This is a genomic window from Streptomyces sp. H39-S7 (assembly GCF_027158205.1).
Taxonomy (GTDB): Bacteria; Actinomycetota; Actinomycetes; order Streptomycetales; family Streptomycetaceae; genus Actinacidiphila.
Map to the genome: position 1 here is coordinate 162,084 of NZ_JAPVLU010000018.1, position 18,448 is coordinate 180,531.

The 18,448-nt window shown below is 70.1% G+C and carries 16 protein-coding genes and 1 pseudogene; 9 read left to right on the forward strand and 8 right to left on the reverse strand.

The window, feature by feature from the left end; all coding sequences use genetic code 11:
• Positions 1 to 16: 16 nt before the first annotated feature.
• The 5 genes from O3X23_RS19455 (at position 17) to O3X23_RS19475 (ending at position 4,616) form a co-directional block, all read left to right on the forward strand.
• Entirely contained in the window at positions 17 to 544 is a 528-nt protein-coding gene (locus O3X23_RS19455) for a GNAT family N-acetyltransferase (RefSeq protein ID WP_269272693.1), read from the forward strand.
• 132 nt (positions 545 to 676) lie between these two features.
• Positions 677 to 1,738 (forward strand): HpcH/HpaI aldolase/citrate lyase family protein, encoded by a 1,062-nt coding sequence (locus tag O3X23_RS19460; protein ID WP_269272694.1) that lies wholly within the window; start codon positions 677 to 679, stop codon positions 1,736 to 1,738.
• 5 nt (positions 1,739 to 1,743) lie between these two features.
• Positions 1,744 to 2,616: an HpcH/HpaI aldolase/citrate lyase family protein gene (locus O3X23_RS19465; protein WP_269272695.1), complete on the forward strand. Its 873-nt coding sequence runs from the start codon at positions 1,744 to 1,746 to the stop codon at positions 2,614 to 2,616.
• A 147-nt stretch (positions 2,617 to 2,763) separates the two neighbouring features.
• A complete protein-coding gene (locus O3X23_RS19470; protein ID WP_269272696.1) occupies positions 2,764 to 4,347 on the forward strand; it encodes an acyl-CoA carboxylase subunit beta in 1,584 nt (527 codons plus the stop codon).
• 56 nt (positions 4,348 to 4,403) lie between these two features.
• Positions 4,404 to 4,616, forward strand: a complete 213-nt coding sequence (locus O3X23_RS19475; protein WP_269272719.1) for an acyl-CoA carboxylase subunit epsilon — start codon at positions 4,404 to 4,406, stop codon at positions 4,614 to 4,616.
• Between the two features lie 93 nt (positions 4,617 to 4,709).
• Here the strand turns inward: O3X23_RS19475 and O3X23_RS19480 are convergent, their stop codons facing one another.
• The 8 genes from O3X23_RS19480 to O3X23_RS19515 form a co-directional block, all read right to left on the reverse strand.
• Positions 4,710 to 5,288, reverse strand: a complete 579-nt coding sequence (locus tag O3X23_RS19480; protein WP_138358192.1) for a GTP-binding protein — start codon at positions 5,286 to 5,288, stop codon at positions 4,710 to 4,712.
• The gene (locus O3X23_RS19485; protein WP_269272698.1) at positions 5,269 to 5,790 is read right to left on the reverse strand and encodes a DUF742 domain-containing protein; all 522 of its coding nucleotides are present in this window, start codon (positions 5,788 to 5,790) and stop codon (positions 5,269 to 5,271) included. Before O3X23_RS19485 ends, O3X23_RS19480 begins: the two co-directional genes overlap by 20 nt.
• A gap of 113 nt (positions 5,791 to 5,903) precedes the next feature.
• Positions 5,904 to 6,317, reverse strand: coding sequence for a roadblock/LC7 domain-containing protein (locus tag O3X23_RS19490; RefSeq protein WP_269272720.1), 414 nt, complete (start codon positions 6,315 to 6,317; stop codon positions 5,904 to 5,906).
• A 9-nt stretch (positions 6,318 to 6,326) separates the two neighbouring features.
• A complete protein-coding gene (locus tag O3X23_RS19495; protein ID WP_443047897.1) occupies positions 6,327 to 9,512 on the reverse strand; it encodes a nitrate- and nitrite sensing domain-containing protein in 3,186 nt (1,061 codons plus the stop codon).
• A 312-nt stretch (positions 9,513 to 9,824) separates the two neighbouring features.
• A complete protein-coding gene (locus O3X23_RS19500) occupies positions 9,825 to 10,430 on the reverse strand; it encodes a GTP-binding protein (protein ID WP_374117340.1) in 606 nt (201 codons plus the stop codon).
• Positions 10,411 to 10,818, reverse strand: coding sequence for a DUF742 domain-containing protein (locus O3X23_RS19505; RefSeq protein ID WP_138358185.1), 408 nt, complete (start codon positions 10,816 to 10,818; stop codon positions 10,411 to 10,413). Before O3X23_RS19505 ends, O3X23_RS19500 begins: the two co-directional genes overlap by 20 nt.
• 76 nt (positions 10,819 to 10,894) lie before the next feature.
• The gene (locus tag O3X23_RS19510; protein WP_331283924.1) at positions 10,895 to 11,308 is read right to left on the reverse strand and encodes a roadblock/LC7 domain-containing protein; all 414 of its coding nucleotides are present in this window, start codon (positions 11,306 to 11,308) and stop codon (positions 10,895 to 10,897) included.
• A gap of 9 nt (positions 11,309 to 11,317) precedes the next feature.
• Positions 11,318 to 15,187, reverse strand: coding sequence for a nitrate- and nitrite sensing domain-containing protein (locus tag O3X23_RS19515; RefSeq protein WP_443047898.1), 3,870 nt, complete (start codon positions 15,185 to 15,187; stop codon positions 11,318 to 11,320).
• 567 nt (positions 15,188 to 15,754) lie between these two features.
• Here O3X23_RS19515 and O3X23_RS19520 point away from each other — a divergent pair.
• From O3X23_RS19520 to O3X23_RS19535, 4 genes and pseudogenes are all read left to right on the forward strand, one after another.
• Positions 15,755 to 15,937 (forward strand): hypothetical protein, encoded by a 183-nt coding sequence (locus O3X23_RS19520; protein ID WP_269272702.1) that lies wholly within the window; start codon positions 15,755 to 15,757, stop codon positions 15,935 to 15,937.
• 93 nt (positions 15,938 to 16,030) lie between these two features.
• Positions 16,031 to 16,813, forward strand: a complete 783-nt coding sequence (locus O3X23_RS19525) for a fumarylacetoacetate hydrolase family protein (RefSeq protein ID WP_269272703.1) — start codon at positions 16,031 to 16,033, stop codon at positions 16,811 to 16,813.
• Entirely contained in the window at positions 16,806 to 18,287 is a 1,482-nt protein-coding gene (gltX, locus tag O3X23_RS19530) for a glutamate--tRNA ligase (RefSeq protein WP_269272704.1), read from the forward strand. Before O3X23_RS19525 ends, gltX begins: the two co-directional genes overlap by 8 nt.
• A gap of 56 nt (positions 18,288 to 18,343) precedes the next feature.
• A pseudogene (locus O3X23_RS19535) lies at positions 18,344 to 18,448 on the forward strand (HAD family hydrolase); the annotation flags it as partial.

An 18,448-nucleotide genomic window follows, 5' to 3' on the forward strand; every position in this document is an offset into this window, starting at 1 on the left:
CTCGTAAGGTGCCCGCGTGACGGATGACAGTACGCAGGACAGCGCTTTCACCGGCCGGCGGACCGACAGGCCGCGGATCCGGCCCGCGGACATCGCGGACGCGGTTGTCATCGCCGAGATCCACCTGGCCTCACGGGCGAGCACCATGCCGTACCTCCCCCCGCAGCAGCGGAGCCTGGAGGAGGTCGCGTGGTGGGTGGAGAACATCGTCCTCACCGAGGGCCAGGCCTGGGTGGCCGTCGACGACTCCGGCGAGGTGCTGGGCTACGCCGCGCTGGAGGGCGACATGCTGGAGCAGCTGTACCTGCGGCCGGAGGCGCTCCGCCGGGGTGTCGGCTCGGCGCTCCTGAGCGAGGTGCGGCGCAACAGCCCGGACGGCCTGTCGCTGCACGTCTTCCAGGCGAACACCGGCGCCCGCGCGTTCTACGAGCGGCACGGCTTCACCGTCCTCGACACCGACGACGGCAGCCGCAACATGGAGAACCTGCCGGACCTGACGATGCGCTGGATTCCCGGGCCCGGCAGGGGTACGAGTACGGGGTAGGGCCGAGCACCGCAGGCCCCTGACGTACGGTGACCAACGGCACACATACTGGCCGGTAATGTCCGGCGGTCGTGGCCGTAGGGTGATCGCCGTACGCTCCTCCCCACCCTCGACCGACATCCGGGAGACCGCATGCGTTCCGCGAAGGACTTCTTCCGCCCGCTGGCCGTAGGGGCTCCGGCCCCGGTACGGGAGGTGCCGTTCAGGCCCTCGCGGATGATCCACTTCTTCGACCCGGGCAACGAGAAGATGGCCGCCAAGGTCCCCTCCATCGCGCCCCAGGTGGACGTGCTGCTGGGCAACCTGGAGGACGCCATCCAGGCCGACCGCAAGGAGGCCGCCCGGAACGGGCTCGTGCGGATCGCCAAGGCGACCGACTTCGGCGACACCCAGCTGTGGACGCGGATCAACAGCCTGGACTCGCCCTGGGCACTGGACGACCTGCTCACCCTGGTCACCGAGATCGGCGACAAGCTCGACGTCATCATGGTGCCCAAGGTCGAGGGCGCCGAGGACATCCACTACGTCGACCGGCTGCTGGCGCAGCTGGAGGCGAAGGCCGGCATCACGCGGCCGATCCTGGTGCACGCGATCCTGGAGACCGCGACCGGTGTCGCGAACGTCGAGGAGATCGCCGGGGCCAGCCCCCGGATGCAGGGCATCTCACTGGGCCCGGCCGACCTGGCCGCCAGCCGCCGTATGAAGACCACCCGGGTCGGCGGCGGCCACCCCGGCTACCTGGTCCGGGAGGACCCGAGCGCGTCGGACGCCGCCGCGCCGCGCGCCACCTTCCAGCAGGACCTGTGGCACTACACGATCGCCCGCATGGTCGACGCCTGCGCCGCGCACGGGATCCTGCCGTACTACGGACCCTTCGGCGACATCCGCGACACCCTCGCCTGCGAGGACCAGTTCAGGAACGCCTTCCTGCTCGGCTGCGTCGGCGCCTGGAGCCTGCACCCGGTGCAGATCGCCATCGCCAAGAAGGTCTTCTCGCCCTCCCCGGCCGATGTCGCCTGGGCCCGCAAGGTGATCGACGCGATGGGCGACGGCACCGGCGCCGTCATGATCGACGGCAAGATGCAGGACGACGCCACGTACAAGCAGTGCCTGGTCGTCTCCGAACTCGCCGACACCCTCGCCGCCCGCGACCCCGAGCTCGCCGAGGCCTACGCCGCGGCAGAGAAGGAGTGACGACCATGACGGACACCACCCTCCGCCCCCGCCGCTCCGTGCTCTACATGCCCGGAGCCAACGAACGCGCGCTGGAGAAGGCCAAGACCCTCCCCACCGACGCGCTCATCCTCGACCTCGAGGACTCCGTGGCACCGGACGCCAAGGCCGACGCCCGCAAGCGCGTCGCCGCCGCGGCCGCGTCGGGGGAGTACGGCTACCGCGAGGTGACGATCCGGGTCAACGCCCCGGACACCGCCTGGCACGCCGACGACCTGCGCGCCGCCGCGGAGGCGGGCCCGGACGCCGTCGTCGTCCCCAAGGTCGACTCCCCGGAGACCGTCCGCGCCGTCGAGCGCGCCCTGGAGGCGGCCGGCGCTCCCGAACGCACCGCGATCTGGGCCATGATCGAGACGCCGCGGGCGATGTTCGACGCCCGCGCCATCGCCGCCGCGAGCGAGCGGCTGACCGTCCTGGTGATGGGCACCAACGACCTGGCCAAGGAACTGCACGCCGAGCACGTCCCCGGCCGGGCCCCGCTGCTGAACGGCCTGTCGCTGGCCCTCCTCGCCGCCCGCGCCACCGGCAAGACCATCTTGGACGGTGTCTACAACGACGTGCAGAACCTGGAGGGCTTCGAGACCGAGTGCCTCCAGGGACGCCAGTTCGGATTCGACGGCAAGACCCTGATCCACCCGAAGCAGCTGGAGCCCTGCAACCGGCTCTTCGCACCCTCCGACGCCGCGGTCGAGCACTCCCGCAGGATCATCGAAGCGTTCGATCAGGCCACGTCAGAGGGGCGTGGCGTGGTCACGGTCGACGGCCGGATGATCGAGAACCTGCACGTCGAGGACGCCCGCCGGATCCTCGCGCTGGCCGAAGCGGTCGCTGGACGGTAGGGCGAAAGGTACAGAAATCCGGGCCCCGCGCACTCCGCGCGGGGCCCGGTCCGTCTTTGGTTCTGTCGATACCCGCCATGAAGTCGCGGCGGACACTGTACGAAGTGGACCCCCCGGTAGCGGGGGTCCCGCTCGTACTGTCGATACATGAGCTTTCTGGAAGAGGTGCCCACCGAGGTGAACGACGCTCGTGGGCGCGTGGCCGAGCTCCGCGCGATCCGCGAGCAGGTCCTTGCCGGTCCCAGCGAGCGGGCGACCGAGGCGCAGCGCGCCAAGGGCAAGCTGACCGCACGCGAGCGGATCGCCCTGCTGCTGGACGAGGGCTCCTTCAACGAGGTCGAGCCGCTCCGCCGGCACCGCGCCACGGGCTTCGGCCTGGAGGCCAAGAAGCCGTACACCGACGGCGTCATCACCGGCTGGGGCACCGTCCACGGCCGGACCGTCTTCGTGTACGCACACGACTTCCGGATCTTCGGCGGCGCGCTCGGCGAGGCGCACGCCACCAAGATCCACAAGATCATGGACATGGCCATCTCCGCGGGTGCCCCGCTGGTGTCCCTGAACGACGGCGCCGGCGCCCGTATCCAGGAGGGCGTCTCGGCGCTCGCCGGCTACGGCGGCATCTTCCAGCGCAACACCCGGGCCTCGGGCGTCATCCCGCAGATCTCGGTGATGCTCGGCCCGTGCGCGGGCGGCGCGGCCTACAGCCCGGCGCTGACCGACTTCGTCTTCATGGTCCGCGAGACCTCGCAGATGTTCATCACGGGACCGGACGTCGTCCAGGCCGTGACCGGCGAGAAGATCTCCCAGAACGGGCTCGGCGGCGCCGACGTCCACTCCGAGGTCTCCGGCGTCTCGCACTTCGCCTACGACGACGAGCAGCACTGCCTCGAAGAGGTCCGCTACCTGCTCTCGCTGCTCCCGCAGAACAACCGCGAGAACCCGCCGGCCACCGAGACCTCCGACCCGGCCGACCGCCGCGGCGACGTGCTGCTGGACCTCGTGCCGGCCGACGGCAACCGCGCGTACGACATGCGCAAGGTCATCGAGGAGATCGTCGACGAGGGCGAGTACCTGGAGATCCACGAGCGGTGGGCCACCAACATCATCGTCGCGCTCTCCCGGCTGGACGGCCAGGTGGTGGGCATCATCGCCAACCAGCCCAACAGCATGGCGGGCGTCCTGGACATCGCGGCCTCGGAAAAGGCCGCCCGTTTCGTACAGATGTGCGATGCCTTCAACATCCCCCTCATCACTCTCCTGGACGTACCCGGCTTCCTGCCCGGCGTCGACCAGGAGCATGGTGGGATCATCCGGCACGGAGCGAAGCTGCTCTACGCGTACTGCAACGCCACCGTGCCGCGGATCTCGCTGATCCTGCGCAAGGCCTACGGCGGCGCCTACATCGTCATGGACTCCCAGTCCATCGGGGCCGACCTCACGTACGCCTGGCCCACCAACGAGATCGCGGTGATGGGCGCCGAAGGTGCCGCCAACGTCATCTTCCGCAAGCAGATCGCCGAAGCCGACGATCCCGAGGCCATGCGTGCCCGCATGGTCAAGGAGTACAAGGCCGAACTGATGCACCCGTACTACGCCGCGGAACGCGGTCTGGTGGACGACGTCATCGACCCGGCCGACACCCGCGAGGTACTCATCCGCTCGCTGGCGATGCTCCGCACCAAGCACGCTGACCTGCCGTCGCGCAAGCACGGCAACCCGCCGCAGTAATGGAGACCACTTTGAGTACTCCCGCCGACACCCTGGTCCCGGAAGCCCCCGAAACCATAGCCGTGTCCCCGGCCCGCGACACCCTGGTCCGCGTCGAGAAGGGCCACGCCAGCGCCGAGGAGCTCGCGGCTCTCACCGCGGTCCTGCTGGTCCGTGCCGCCGCCAACGGCCACGCCGCCACGAGCTACGAGCAGCCCCGCTCCACGGCCGGCTGGCGCCGCCTGGAGCGCACCCCGGGCTTCCGCAGCTCGCACAGCTGGCAGGGCTGATCCCTCCAGGCCGACCCTCCAGCAGGGCACAGAACGACAGAATGCCGGGCAGGCCCTCAAGGGGCCGCCCGGCATTCGCGTGTGGGGGGAGCCTCAGCGCAGGCGCGCCATCAGCGCGTGCTCGACGAGGGTGATCAGCGCGGACTTGGCCTCACCGCGGTTGCGGGCGTCCGTGGTGATGATCGGTGCCTCGGGCCCGATCTGCAGGGCCTCGCGCACCTCCTCGGGACCGTAGGGCTGGTGGCCGTCGAATCCGTTGAGCGCGATCACGAACGGCAGGCCGCTGTTCTCGAAGTAGTCCACGGCCGGGAAACAGTCCGCCAGCCGTCGGGTGTCCACCAGGACGACGGCGCCGATCGCCCCGCGCACCAGGTCGTCCCACATGAACCAGAAGCGGTCCTGGCCCGGTGTACCGAACAGGTACAGGATCAGGTCCTCGTCCAGCGTGATGCGGCCGAAGTCCATCGCCACGGTGGTCGTGGTCTTGTCGGGCGCGTGCGTCAGGTCGTCGATGCCGGCCGACGCGGAGGTCATCACGGCTTCGGTGCGCAGCGGGTTGATCTCCGAGACGGCACCGACGAACGTGGTCTTGCCCACGCCGAACCCGCCCGCCACCACGATCTTCGCGGAGGTCGTGGAGCGGGTCGCCCCGTTAGAGCTTGCGAAGTCCACTGAGCACCCTTTCAAGCAATGTCACTTCTGGCTGACCACCCGCGGACTCGTCGCCACCGGGCTGGTGGACGGCGACCAACCCGGCCTCGGCCAGGTCGGCGACGAGGATGCGGGCGACGCCGAGAGGGATCGACAGCAGCGCGGAGATCTCCGCGACCGACTTGATCTCCCGGCAGAGAATGCAGATCCGCTGGTGCTCGGGCAACTGCCCCCGCAACTGCACCGGGTCGGCGGTGGTGCTGACCAGCGCCTCGATGGCGAGCTGGTAGCGGGGCCGGGTCCGGCCACCGGTCATGGCGTACGGCCGGACCAGCCCGGAGGGCGCCTGGGCGCGCTGCCGGCCGGCCGGCGGCCGCGCCGGTGCCTGGGGCGGGTCGTACGGCTGGATCCGGGGCTGGCGGTAGCGCGGCTCAGGAGTAGGAGCCGAGGGGAAGTTGTAGCGGTTCAGAGGCGGCTGCTGCTGCTGGCTGCCGTACGGATCTCCGCCTGGTGGCGTTGTCACGGTTCCTCCTCCTGATGAAGGTTGTGGGGGTTGCGTTCCCGCACCCTATGGGTACGGGGACGCGCCCGCACGCCTGTCTGTTAGTTGAGCAGGCACCTAGTTGAGAAGACTGCCTAGTTGAGCAGACTGCCTTGGAGTTCGGAGCGCAGGTCGGGGGTGAGGACGGTCCCCGTCCGGTCGACGAGCAGGGCCATCTCGTAGCCCACGAGGCCGATGTCGCACTCGGGGTGCGCGAGTACGGCGATCGACGAGCCCTCGGAGACGGACATGATGAAGAGGAATCCGCGTTCCATCTCGACGACCGTCTGGTTGACAGCGCCGCCTTCGAAGATGCGGGAGGCTCCGGCGGTGAGCGAGGTCAGGCCGGAGGCGACGGCGGCGAGCTGGTCGGCGCGGTCGCGAGGGAAGCCCTCGGACATAGCGAGCAGCAGGCCGTCGGCGGAGACCACTACCGTGTGGGACACCCCGGGGGTGTTGTCCACGAAGTTGGTGATCAACCAGTTCAGGTTCTGTGCCGCCTGGCTCATCGGACTCAACTAACGCTCCTGGTTCTGAGGGCCACCGTGGTGATTGCCGGGGGCCTGGCCGTTCGTGTCAGTTCCCGCAGTGCGTCCTTGCTGGACGCCACGGCGCAGGTTACTCAACCGGCCGCGGACATCCTCCGGCGCGCGGGAGACCTGTGGGCCACCCTGCGGAGTCTGCTGTGCGGTACCCGCGACCAGGTTGGCCTTGGGTACTCGACGGGGCAGGCCGGAGGGGGTCACCCCACCCGCCTTGGGTTCGCGGACCTGTTCGGCCCGCTGCCAGTGCTGGTCGTTCTGGGAACGCCAGTCGGTCTCTGCCTCTTCCGGCGCCTGTTCCGGCTCAGGATCGGGCTGGGGGACCGGCTGGGCCGCCGGTTCCGCCGCCGCCTGGTCCGGCTGCGGCCACTGCCGGTCGCGGCGTGGCAGGCCGGCATCCGTCAGCGAGGGGGAGCCTACGCTCTCCGGAGCCTCGAAGGGCGTTCCGGGAACGGAATCCGGCACCTGCTGGTCATGGTGGGCGACGGGCTGCGCCCAGTCGTCCAGCACGGGTGGTGCGGAAGGTCCTGAAGGGGCGGGCTGGGCAGGGAAGTCCTGCTGCCAGTCCGGCTCGTAGGACCCCGGCTGTTGGTAGGAGGCCTGCGAGTTGTACTCGTCCTGCCCGCCGAAGCCCTGTGCCGCGAAATCCTGCCCCTGGAAGTCCTGGGCCGGAAAGTCCTGGGCCGGGTAACCCTGCCCCTGGAAGTCCTGGCCCTCGGAGTAGCCGCCGTCGTACTGCGGCTCGTACCCCTGCGGGCTCTGCGGCTCCCGCTGCTGCGGGACGTCGCCGAACATGGCGACGTCCTCCGGCCGCTCCGAGGCCGAGGCCTCCAGCTGGGCCCGCCGCTCCTCGCGCAGGAGCGAGCGGCCGACGGGGTCGAGCTGTCCGGGCACGCCACCGATGGTGAACGCGGACTGGTCGGTCCGCTCGTACTGGGAGTCGTCGAAGCCCAGCTCGGCGGCGGTCGGCTGGTAGCCGAACTCCGCGGTCGAGTGCTCGGGGACGATGCGCGACACGGTGAAGTCCGAGTCGTCGTCCTCGGGCAGCTGGTCCTCGCCGCCACCACCGTGGGTGATCGGCTCCGGGAGCATGACGAGCGAGGTGGTGCCGGCCTGCTCGCCCGAGGGGCGCAGCTGGACGCGGACGCCGTGCCGGTCGGCCAGGCGGCCGACCACGAACAGGCCCATCCGCTGGGAGATCGCGACGTCCACGGTCGGCGGGTCGGCCAGCTTGTGGTTGATGTCGGCGAAGTCCTCGGCGGTCAGGCCGATGCCCTTGTCGTGGATCTCGACCATGACGCGGCCGTCCGGCAGCCGGGTCGCGGTGACCCGCACCTTGGTCTGCGGCGAGGAGAACGTCGTGGCGTTCTCCAGCAGCTCGGCCAGCAGGTGCACGAGGTCGGTCACGGCGGTGCCGTGGATGTCCGTCTCGGGTATCCCGACCAGCTCGATGCGCTCGTACGCCTCCACCTCGGAGGCCGCCGCGCGCAGCACGTCGACGAGCGGGACCGGCTGGTTCCAGCGGCGGCCGGGCTCCTCGCCGGCGAGGACCAGCAGGTTCTCGCCGTTGCGCCGCATGCGGGTGGCGAGGTGGTCCATCTTGAAGAGGTTCTCGAGCTGGTCCGGGTCCGCCTCGTTGTTCTCCAGGTCGGTGATCAGCGTGAGCTGCCGCTGGATGAGGCCCTGGTTCCGGCGCGAGAGGTTGGTGAAGATCGCGTTGACGTTGCCCCGCAGCAGTGCCTGCTCGGCGGCGAGCCGGACGGCCTCGCGGTGCACCTGGTCGAAGGCGCGGGCGACCTCGCCGATCTCGTCGTGGCTGGTGATCGGGATGGGGACGACGGTGGTGTCCACCCGGCCCGGGTCCGTGCGTGACAGCTGGTCGACCAGCCCCGGCAGCCGCTGCTCCGCGACGTCGAAAGCGGCGTTGCGCAGCTTGCGCATGCTGCGGCTCATGTTGCGGGCCATCATGCCCGCGACGATGAAGGCCAGGATCAGCGCGAGGACGACGATGGCCGCGTTGATGATCGCGTCGGTCTTGGCGCTGGAGGAGATGGACTCCGCGTCGTTCACGGCGGTGTCGGCGAGGTTCTGCTCGACGGTCCGGTACGCGTCGAAGGCCAGCGTGTTGCTGGCGAACCAGCTCTCGGGCGTGATGCCCTCGGCCCGGAGCTCCTTGGCCGACTTGTCCGAGGCGATCTCGCCGACCATCTTCTCGATGGACGGCGGCGGCACGAACGTCTGACCTGCCGCCTCGGCCTGGGCGGCGGCGGCCGAGAGCTGCTCCTTGCCCTTCTTCTCCGCCGCGGCCTTGGCGTCCTTCAGGCTCTGGGCGTCGGCGGGGGTACCGCCGCCGCTGTACTCCTGGAGCGCAATGCCCTGCAGGTAGAGGTACGAGGTGAGGGCGGTCTGCTGGAGCTTCTTCTCCCGGGCTGGCACCTGGCCCTCGACCAGGATGTGCATGCCGATGGAGCGGGTCAGCGACTCGGCGGCCTTCGACAGCGAGATGGCGTAGAGGGTACGGCCGTAGCTGGTGATGTTGCCGGTGCCCAGGCTCAGCTCGTTGGCGAGCTCCATCAACGGGTGCTGGACCTCGACGTACTTCTCTTCGGTCTGCTTGTCGGGCAGCTGCCGGGTGTAGGCCGCCTTGCGGATGGTCTGCAGCATGGGCTCCTTGGCGCGGAAGCCCTCCACCCGGCGCTCCAGCGAGGCGGAGTCCGGCATCTGGTCGACGGCCTCGTCGAAGGCCTCCGCGGCGGCGTCGGTGGCCGCGTAGGCCCCCGTGACGACCGGGTCGCTGCGGTTGCCCTGGAGGAGGGGAACGACCGTGATGTCACGCTCGTTGATCAAGGCGTGGCTGTAGCCCGCGGCGGCGCGCACCAGGATGGCGGTGCGCTTCGCGGCATCCGCCTCCTGCCAGGTGTGCACCGAGTTCTGCACGGTGAAGCCACCCATGATCAGGGCGACGATGACCGGGATGAGGAGGATGGCGTTCAGCCTCGTGGCCACCCGCCAGTTGCGCACCGCGAAACGGCTGCCGGAGCCGACGGGCTCCGGGGTGGCGACAGCGGTCGCGTCGGGCACGCCGTCGTACCGCTGGGGCGGCGTGAAATTGCCCCGGGGGCCTTCCGGGGAGCCCGGCTCTGCTCGCCTCGTGTCCCTCACTTGACCAACAACCTCTCGGCGACAACACAGCAAAGTGCCGTTACTACTCTCGGGTTCTGCGAATTTCAGCACGTCATGGGGGTACTAGCCAAACGTCGTACAAAGCGCAACCAACAGTCGAACACGCCGACATAAATGGGGCATACGGTCTTCGGCGTACGATTTCGCACGGCTGGTATCACCCCAACGGAGCCGATCGAGCGCGGGGGGTGTTCGCCGCCCGCCGATTCTCTGTCGAAACGTTATGAACGCAAGAACCGGCCGTGTCAAATGACACAGCCGGTCCTCGTGACAACTGGCAACCATGAAGGCTTACTTCAGTCGCGCCAGCAACGCGTGCTCCACGAGCGTGATCAACGCGCTCTTCGCCTCGCCGCGGTGCCGGGCGTCCGTGGTGATGATCGGTGCCTCGGGCCCGATCTGCAGGGCCTCGCGCACCTCCTCCGGCCGGTAGGGCTGGTGGCCCTCGAAACCGTTGAGGGCGACGACGAACGGCAGGCCGCTGTTCTCGAAGTAGTCCACGGCCGGGAAGCAGTCCGCCAGCCGTCGCGTGTCGACCAGCACGACGGCGCCGATCGCCCCGCGCACCAGGTCGTCCCACATGAACCAGAAGCGGTCCTGGCCCGGCGTACCGAACAGGTACAGGATCAGGTCGTCATCGAGGGTGATACGGCCGAAGTCCATCGCCACCGTGGTGGTCGTCTTGTCCTGGACGTGGCTGAGGTCGTCGATCCCGGCCGACGCGGAGGTCATGACGGCCTCCGTGCGCAGCGGGTTGATCTCCGAGACCGCGCCGACGAACGTGGTCTTGCCCACGCCGAAGCCGCCCGCCACCACGATCTTGGCCGAGGTGGTGGACCGGGCCACAGGCGGGCCGTAAGCCGCCTGCGGTTGCGGTCTAGAGCTTGCGAAGTCCACTGAGCACCCTTTCGAGCAGTGTCACATCAGGCTGTCCGCCGGCCTCGCCACTGCCCGGCTGGTGAATAGCGACCATGCCGGCCTCTGCGAGGTCGGCCACGAGAATGCGGGCCACACCGAGCGGGAATCCAAGCAGCGCGGAGATCTCCGCGACCGACTTGATCTCCCGGCAGAGGTGGCAGATCCGCTGGTGTTCGGGGAGCAGCCCCTGGTACTGGCCCGCGTCGGCGGTAGTGCTGACCAGCGCCTCTATGGCGAGCTGGTAGCGGGGCCGGGTACGGCCACCGGTCATGGCGTACGGCCGCACCAGCGGCTGGTCGCCTTCATCCCCGTACGGCGCGTGGTGGGACGCGCCGTACGGGCCCGGCGAGGCGGGTGGCGGGGTCATGAGGGTCCTCCGTGTCCGGGCAAAACGGTCTCGGTGCAGGAAGTACACATCGTGCGGAAAAGCGTGAGCGGGGCAGTCAGTGCAGCAGACTGCCCTGGAGTTCGGAGCGCAGGTCAGGGGTGAGGACGGTCCCGGCCCGGTCGACGAGCAGGGCCATCTCGTAGCCCACGAGGCCGATGTCGCACTCGGGGTGGGCCAGTACGGCGATCGACGAACCCTCCGAGACGGACATGATGAAGAGGAATCCGCGTTCCATCTCGACGACCGTCTGGTTGACAGCGCCGCCTTCGAAGATGCGGGAGGCTCCGGCGGTGAGCGAGGTCAGGCCGGAGGCGACGGCGGCGAGCTGGTCGGCGCGGTCGCGAGGGAAGCCCTCGGACATCGCGAGCAGCAGGCCGTCGGCAGAGACCACCACCGTGTGGGACACCCCAGGGGTGTTGTCCACGAAGTTGGTGATCAACCAGTTCAGGTTCTGTGCCGCCTGGCTCATCGCACTCAACTAACGCTCCTGATTATTCGTGCCGAAGCCCCGGCCGTCGGTGTTGCCATTGCCTGCTTCACGGCCCTGCTGAATGCCGCGCCGGAGGTTCGTCAGCCGGCCGCGCACATCGTCGGGCGCCCGGGAGACCTGCGGACCGCCCTGCGGCGCCTGCGGGGGAGTGGCCCCGCCTGCGACCAGGTTGGCCTTGGGCACCCGGCGTGGCAGACCGGAGGGAGTGACCCCGCCCGCCGACGGCTCGCGGACCTGCTCGGCCCGCTGCCGCAGTTCGTCGTTGGGAGAGGTACGCCAGTTCGGCGTCTCCCGGGGAGCCGGCTGGGTCGGCTGGGCCGGGGAGACCGGCCGCGCCTGCACCGGAGCCGGGGCGGGCTGTTCCGCCCGGACCCGCTGGGGCTGCTGCTGCGGCTGGGCCGCCGGCAGCGGCTGCTGCTGGGCCGGCGGCGTCTGCCGGGGCTGCGGAGCGGGACGGACCGGAGCGGCGGGTGCCTGCGCGGTGGGTGCGGCGGGCGCCGCCCGTTCCACGTGCACCTGCTGCATCCGCTCGGCCTGACCGGTACGGAACCAGTCGGACTCGATCGACGCGAAGATCGGCGTGGGCTCGTCACCGCGCGACGGGGCCGGCGGCAGCGCCATCGGCTCGGAGGCCGGCGGCAGCTGCGGCTCGAGACCGCGGTTGGGCTGCGGGTACCCCTGCTGCTGGTTGCCCTGCTGCTGGTTCACCCGGCCGTTCTGCGACGGCTGGCCCTGCTGCGGCGGCCGGTTGCCCTGGAAACCGCCGTCGGCCGGCCCGCCGCGCTGCGGCAGACCCTGCGCCGGGACGTTCTGGCCCGGGTATGGCTCGGTCAGCGACCGGTCGCCCGCCGGGGGGTTGCCGACCACCGGGAACTGCCCGGTGTCGGTCCGGCCGTCGGGGTAACCGGCGCCGGGGCCGGCCTGGAGGCCGCCGCCCGGCAGCGGGAACTCGCCGGTGCCGCTGTTGTCGGGCTGGGGACGCTGGAACTCACCGGTGGACTCCGGCTGGTACCCGTCGGGGCGAGCCCCGCCGCGTGCCGGGGCCGGGCCCGGTGCTCCGCCGAAGACGTCGGAGCGGAAGCCGCCGGGGCCCGCGTCCTGCGCGGTGGGCGCGGGGTACGGGTTGGAGGTCGGCGAGAACGGGTCGCTGAGCGGCAGACCGGCGTCCTGGCGGGATCCGGCGCCGGGACTCGGGCGCTGGTAGTCGCCCCGCGGCGGCTGCTGCTGCTGCTGCGGGCGGGAGCCGGGCGGCGGACCGTCGAAGTCGGGGCGCTCGAACCTGGCGGTGGACTCCACGTCCTCGTGGCCGCGCGGAGCGTCCATCGCCGGACCGCGGCCGACCGGGGCGGGCGGGAAGCCCTGCTGCTGGTTCCCGCCGCGCTGCGGCTGGCCCTGCGGGGGCTGCTGCTGGCCGCCCTGGGCCCAGCTGGGTCCCGCGGGCTGCGGCTGGCCGTTCTGCTGGCCACCGCGCCGGGTGCCGGTGCCGGGCTGGCCACCGGGGCCTGCCGGGCCGGAGTTGAGCGCCGGGCGCTGCCCGCCGCCCGCGACCTGGCCGCGCTGCGGCGGCCGGCCGACCTGTCCCGCGGGACCGGCGGGGGCACCGAAGGCGTTGGTGGCGGGGGCGCCGGGGCCGTTGGGCGTACCCGGCATGCCCGTCGCGATGGGGCCGCGCTTGCCGGCGGCCGCGTTCTTGGCGTTCTGGCCGCCCTGCGTGACGTCCACCGGCAGCATGACGAGCGCGGTGGTGCCACCGGAGTCGGACGGGCGCAGCTGGATGCGGATGCCGTGTCGCAGGGACAGGCGGCCGACCACGAACAGGCCCATGCGGCGGGAGACCGAGACATCCACGGTCGGCGGGTTCGCGAGCCGCTCGTTGATGTCCGACAGGTCCTCGGGCGAGAGCCCGATGCCGGTGTCGTGGATCTCGATCAGCACCCGGCCGTCCGGCAGCGCGTGGCCGGTGACCTTCACCTTGGTCTGCGGGGAGGAGAACGACGTGGCGTTCTCCAGCAGCTCGGCGAGCAGGTGGACGAGGTCGTTGACGATACGGCCGGTGACCTCGGCGGCGGGCACCGAGGTGAGCTCGATGCGCTCGTACTGCTCCACCTCGGACGCGGCGGCGCGGAGCACGTCGACCAGCGGCACGGGGCGGGTCCAGCGGCGGCCCGGCTCCTCACCGGCGAGGACGAGGAGGTTCTCGCCGTTCCGGCGCATACGGGTCGCGAGGTGGTCGAGCTTGAAGAGGCTGGACAGCTGGTCCGGGTCGGCCTCGCGGCTCTCCAGTTCGGAGATGAGCGAGAGCTGGCGCTGGATGAGCCCCTGGCTGCGGCGCGAGAGGTTGGTGAACATCGCGTTGACGTTCCCTCGCAGGAGCGCCTGCTCGGCGGCGAGCCGGACGGCCTCGCTGTGGACCTCGTCGAACGCGCGGGCCACCTGGCCGATCTCGTCCCGGCTGTGGATGCCGATCGAGACGACGGAGGTGTCGACGTCCTGCGGGTCGGACTCCGACAGCTGCTTGACCAGCTCGGGCAGCCGCTTCTGGGCGACGTCCTGGGCGGTCTCCTGCAGCCGGCGCAGCGAGCGGATCATGGAGCGGGCCACGATGAAGGCGCCGACGACGGCGACACCGAGCACGATCAGGATGATCGCACCGTCGATGATCGCCTGGCGCTGGGCCTCGCCGCGCAGCTTGAGGGCCTGCTGCTGCATCTCGTTGAGCAGCGACCGCTCGATGTTGGTCATCGCCTGGATCTTGCTGCGGGCGGCGTCGTCCCAGTCGCGGTAGGTGGCGCCGCTGTCCGAGAAGGTGTTGATGCCGCTCTTGGAGTTCAGGATCCGGGCGGCGGTGGTGTCGTGGTTCTTGATCGTGTCGTTGCCGCCCTCGAGGGGGGCCATCAGCTCGGCGTAGTCGCTCGTCGAGTCGCCGATGTTGTAGATCTTCTGGAACCGGGTCAGCGCGGTCTTCTCGGACTGCGCGGCGGCCCTGGCGTACTGCCAGTCGTTCTCCGAGATCGTGACGCCGGCCTGCGGGGCGAGCGCGGCGCTGATCACCGCGCGCTGGATGGACTCGAACTCCTTGGCGGAGGAGAACGCGGCCAGCGCGCGGGTGCTGCGGATCATCTCCTGGTTGCTGGTCGCCTGCGCCATGTCCTGGGACAGCGCGAGCAGCGACTGGATCAGCGAGTCGTACTTGTTGACCGTCAGCGCGATGTACTGCGGCTGCTGGTACGCCTGGTCGCGGATCTCGTTGATGCTGCCGAGCTGCTGCTCGATGGCGAGCAGGGTGGCGCGCACACCGACGAAGACCTGGTCGTTCGGGTCGACGTCGTCGGTGGTGGTCTGGAAGACCTTGCGGTAGCGGTCGGTCGCCTCACGAGAGGCGCCGACGGCGTCGTCGCTCTTGCCGGTGCCCGAGGACATCGGTCCCGCGGAGCGGTCCCGTTCCTCCTGCAGGGCGCCGGCGAGGTCCGTCGCGTGCTCGGTGATCTCGGTGAGCTGCTTCATGTGCTCGAGCTGGGCGATGTTGTCCAGCGAGCTGGAGATTCGCAGCGCACCCAGCGAGGTGGCCGCGACCACCGGCAGGGCGAGCAGAGAGATCAGACGGGTGCTGATCCTCCAGTTGCGCATGGCTATTCGGGGGCCTGGCTTACCGACACCGCCCGTGATCCGGCCGGCGTCGATGCCGCTGTGCGTGCTTGAGCGTCCGGCGGCCGCGGTGTTCACGGCGTCGTCGGATCGCTGCGGCGACGGACCGCTGTCTGCTCCGCCGGGCTGCTCCGGGTCGCCCGCAGCGCCGCTGTCCCTCTTGAAACGTCCCTGCACTAGCGTCGCAACCTCTGGACCAGGCGTCCCCCGCATGTGCGGCGGGACGGTGTCGAGTCATGGGGGCCCCGGTGATCCCGGAGTAGGGATGACCGACGATGCCCTTCACCGCCACTCGATGCTCGTACGCGCCCCCTGACGCGCTGGCTTCGATTGATGTGGTGGTCCGGGGAATTCCAGCACAGTGCAGGATCTCCAACAAGGCCCGCAGCCCAGTCAATGGAATGAGTGACTCAATGCGTCGGTCCGGGCACGGAGGGTTCAGGTCCGTTTCGGAGAAAGCCCGCGATTCTGGAACTTTTGGGCACTCAGGGGTGCTCCGGGCAGGTCGCCCCGCGTGCGACAGGGTGCCGGACCAAGTCCGTGAAATACCGGAATGTCCGCTTGGTACACCCTTGCGGGTGGTCCGATTCGGGTCGAATGTCGGGTAGTTCGTGAGCAAAATCACAGCACGATCGTTGCCTGGGCAGCGGAAAACGGGGAACTGTCGCCACTAGCCTGGATCTTTACGCACGGCAGCGTTCTGTAAACCAGCGCACCCAGGTGAATCCGCAGACCCGCGTCGCAACCGGCGCCCCGAACCCCCTGAGGCCCAGACACCCCATGAAGACCACCATGCTGTTCCGCCCGATCGCCAACCCGCGCCGCACCACCCTCATGCACCTCAAGGATGCCGAGGAGCTGCAGGCGCCCGTGATCGCGGCCGAGGACATCATCGGCGACGTGCTGCCGCAGCAGACGGCCAACCCGCGCCGCACGATCCTGGTGGACGCGCCCACCGTCTGACCCGCAGCGCGGGGGAAATCAGCCGGGAGCCCCGGGGCCTCACGTTAACCTGGAGCGATCCAGTCTTCGGCCAGTGAGGGGCAGCAGCTTCCCGTGCGCATCGCCAGGTTCTCCATCGACGGCAATGTCGCCTTCGGCGCGGTCGAGGGCGACCCGACCGTCCCCGACGGTCTCGTCCTCGACATCATCAAGGGCATCCCGTTCGCCGAGTTCGAGCTCTCCGGCACCAAGGTGCCGCTGAACAAGGTCCGGCTCCTTCCGCCGGTGCTCCCCAACAAGGTCGTGGCCATCGGCCGCAACTACGCCGAACACGCCGCGGAACTGGGCAACGAGGTCCCCGCGGTCCCGGTCGCCTTCTTCAAGCCGTCCACTTCCGTGGTCGGTTCCGGTGACCCGATCGTGTACCCCTCGTTCTCGAACGAGGTGCACCACGAGGCGGAGCTGGCCGTCGTGATCAGCCGGCTGTGCCGCGAGGTCCCGCGCGAACGCGTCAAGGACGTCATCCTCGGCTACACCTGCGCCAACGACGTCACCGCACGCGACGCGCAGCGCACCGAGGGCCAGTGGGCCCGCGCCAAGGGCTTCGACTCCGCGTGCCCCCTCGGCCCCTGGATCGAGACCGAGCTGGACCCCTCGGACCTCGCCATCACGGCGACGGTCAACGGCGAACTGCGCCAGGCGGGCCGGACCAGCCAGATGGTCCGCTCGATCGAGGACCTGATCGTGCACATCACCGAGGCGATGACCCTGCTCCCGGGCGACGTCATCCTCACCGGCACCCCGGCAGGCGTCGGACCGCTCAACGTCGGCGACGAGGTCGCCGTCTCCATCGAAGGCATCGGCACTCTCACCAACAAGGTGATCAAGCGTGGCTAGCGCATCCCCCGTACGCGTCCGTTTCTGTCCCTCGCCGACCGGCAACCCGCACGTGGGCCTGGTCCGCACCGCCCTGTTCAACTGGGCCTTCGCCCGGCACCACCAGGGCACGCTGGTCTTCCGCATCGAGGACACCGACGCGGCCCGGGACTCCGAGGAGTCCTACCGGCTGCTGCTCGACTCGATGCGCTGGCTCGGCTTCGACTGGGACGAGGGCCCCGAGGTCGGCGGCCCGCACGCCCCCTACCGGCAGTCCGAGCGGATGGACATCTACGCGGACGTCGCGAAGAAGCTCCAGGACGCCGGGCACGCCTACGACTGCTACTGCACCACGCCCGAGCTGGACGAGCGCCGGGCCGCCGCCCGCGCCGCCGGCAAGCCGTCCGGCTACGACGGACACTGCCGTGACCTGGGCGCGGAGCAGGTCGCGGCGTACCAGGCCGAGGGCCGTACCTCGATCGTCCGCTTCCGGATGCCGGACGCGCCGATCACCTTCACCGACCTGGTGCGCGGCGAGCTGACCTTCACCCCGGAGAACGTGCCCGACTTCGGCATCGTCCGGGCCAACGGCGCGCCGCTCTACACGCTGGTCAACCCGGTCGACGACGCGCTGATGGAGATCACGCACGTGCTGCGCGGCGAGGACCTGCTGTCCTCCACCCCGCGGCAGATCGCGCTGTACGGCGCGCTCGCCGAGATCGGCGTCGGCAACGGCACCACCCCGGCGTTCGGCCACCTCCCGTACGTCATGGGGGAGGGCAACAAGAAGCTCTCCAAGCGCGACCCGGAGTCCTCGCTCAACCTGTACCGCGAGCGCGGCTTCCTGCCCGAGGGCCTGCTCAACTACCTGTCGCTGCTGGGCTGGTCGCTCTCGGCCGACCAGGACCTCTTCTCGATGGACGAGATGGTCGCGGCCTTCGACATCGCGGACGTCAACGCCAACCCGGCACGCTTCGACCTGAAGAAGTGCGAGGCGATCAACGCCGACCACATCCGCCGGCTGGACGTGAAGGCCTTCACGGAGGCCTGCACCCCGTGGCTGAAGGCCCCGCACGCCAACTGGGCCCCTGAGTCCTTCGACCAGGCCGCCTGGGAGTCGATCGCCCCGTACGCCCAGACCCGCCTCCAGGTCCTGTCGGACATCACGGCCAACGTCGACTTCCTCTTCCTGGACCAGCCGGTCGAGGACGAGGCGTCCTGGCAGAAGGCGATGAAGGAGGGCTCCGACGCCCTGCTGCGCACCGCCCGCGCCAAGCTCGCCGACGCCGACTGGTCCGACCCGGAGTCGCTGAAGGGCGCGGTACTGGCGGCGGGCGAGGAGCACGGCCTGAAGCTCGGCAAGGCCCAGGCCCCGGTCCGCGTCGCGGTCACCGGCCGCACGGTCGGCCTGCCGCTCTTCGAGTCCCTGCAGATCCTCGGCCGCGACCGCACCCTGGCGCGGGTGGACGCGGCGCTGGCGAAACTCGCAGGCTAGGGAGTGTCCGGTCCTGGGGCTGACGGCTCCGGGGCCGCCGTCCTAGGGTTGGCGGCATGCCGATCCGTGCGGTCCTCTGGGACGTAGACGACACCCTGTTCGACTTCACGACAGCCGACGAGCAGGGGTTTGTGCAGCATGTGGCGGCCGAGGGCCTGGCC

Excerpts from the sequence above, each read along its gene's own strand:
- O3X23_RS19510 (WP_331283924.1), bottom strand. The coding sequence starts at position 11,308 with ATGAGCCAGGCGGCACAGAACCTGAACTGGTTGATCACCAACTTCGTG.
- O3X23_RS19490 (WP_269272720.1), bottom strand. The coding sequence starts at position 6,317 with ATGAGCCAGGCGGCACAGAACCTGAACTGGTTGATCACCAACTTCGTG.
- O3X23_RS19515 (WP_443047898.1), bottom strand. The coding sequence starts at position 15,187 with ATGCGGGGGACGCCTGGTCCAGAGGTTGCGACGCTAGTGCAGGGACGT.
- O3X23_RS19470 (WP_269272696.1), top strand. The coding sequence starts at position 2,764 with ATGAGCTTTCTGGAAGAGGTGCCCACCGAGGTGAACGACGCTCGTGGG.
- O3X23_RS19505 (WP_138358185.1), bottom strand. The coding sequence starts at position 10,818 with ATGACCCCGCCACCCGCCTCGCCGGGCCCGTACGGCGCGTCCCACCAC.
- O3X23_RS19465 (WP_269272695.1), top strand. The coding sequence starts at position 1,744 with ATGACGGACACCACCCTCCGCCCCCGCCGCTCCGTGCTCTACATGCCC.
- O3X23_RS19520 (WP_269272702.1), top strand. The coding sequence starts at position 15,755 with ATGAAGACCACCATGCTGTTCCGCCCGATCGCCAACCCGCGCCGCACC.
- O3X23_RS19460 (WP_269272694.1), top strand. The coding sequence starts at position 677 with ATGCGTTCCGCGAAGGACTTCTTCCGCCCGCTGGCCGTAGGGGCTCCG.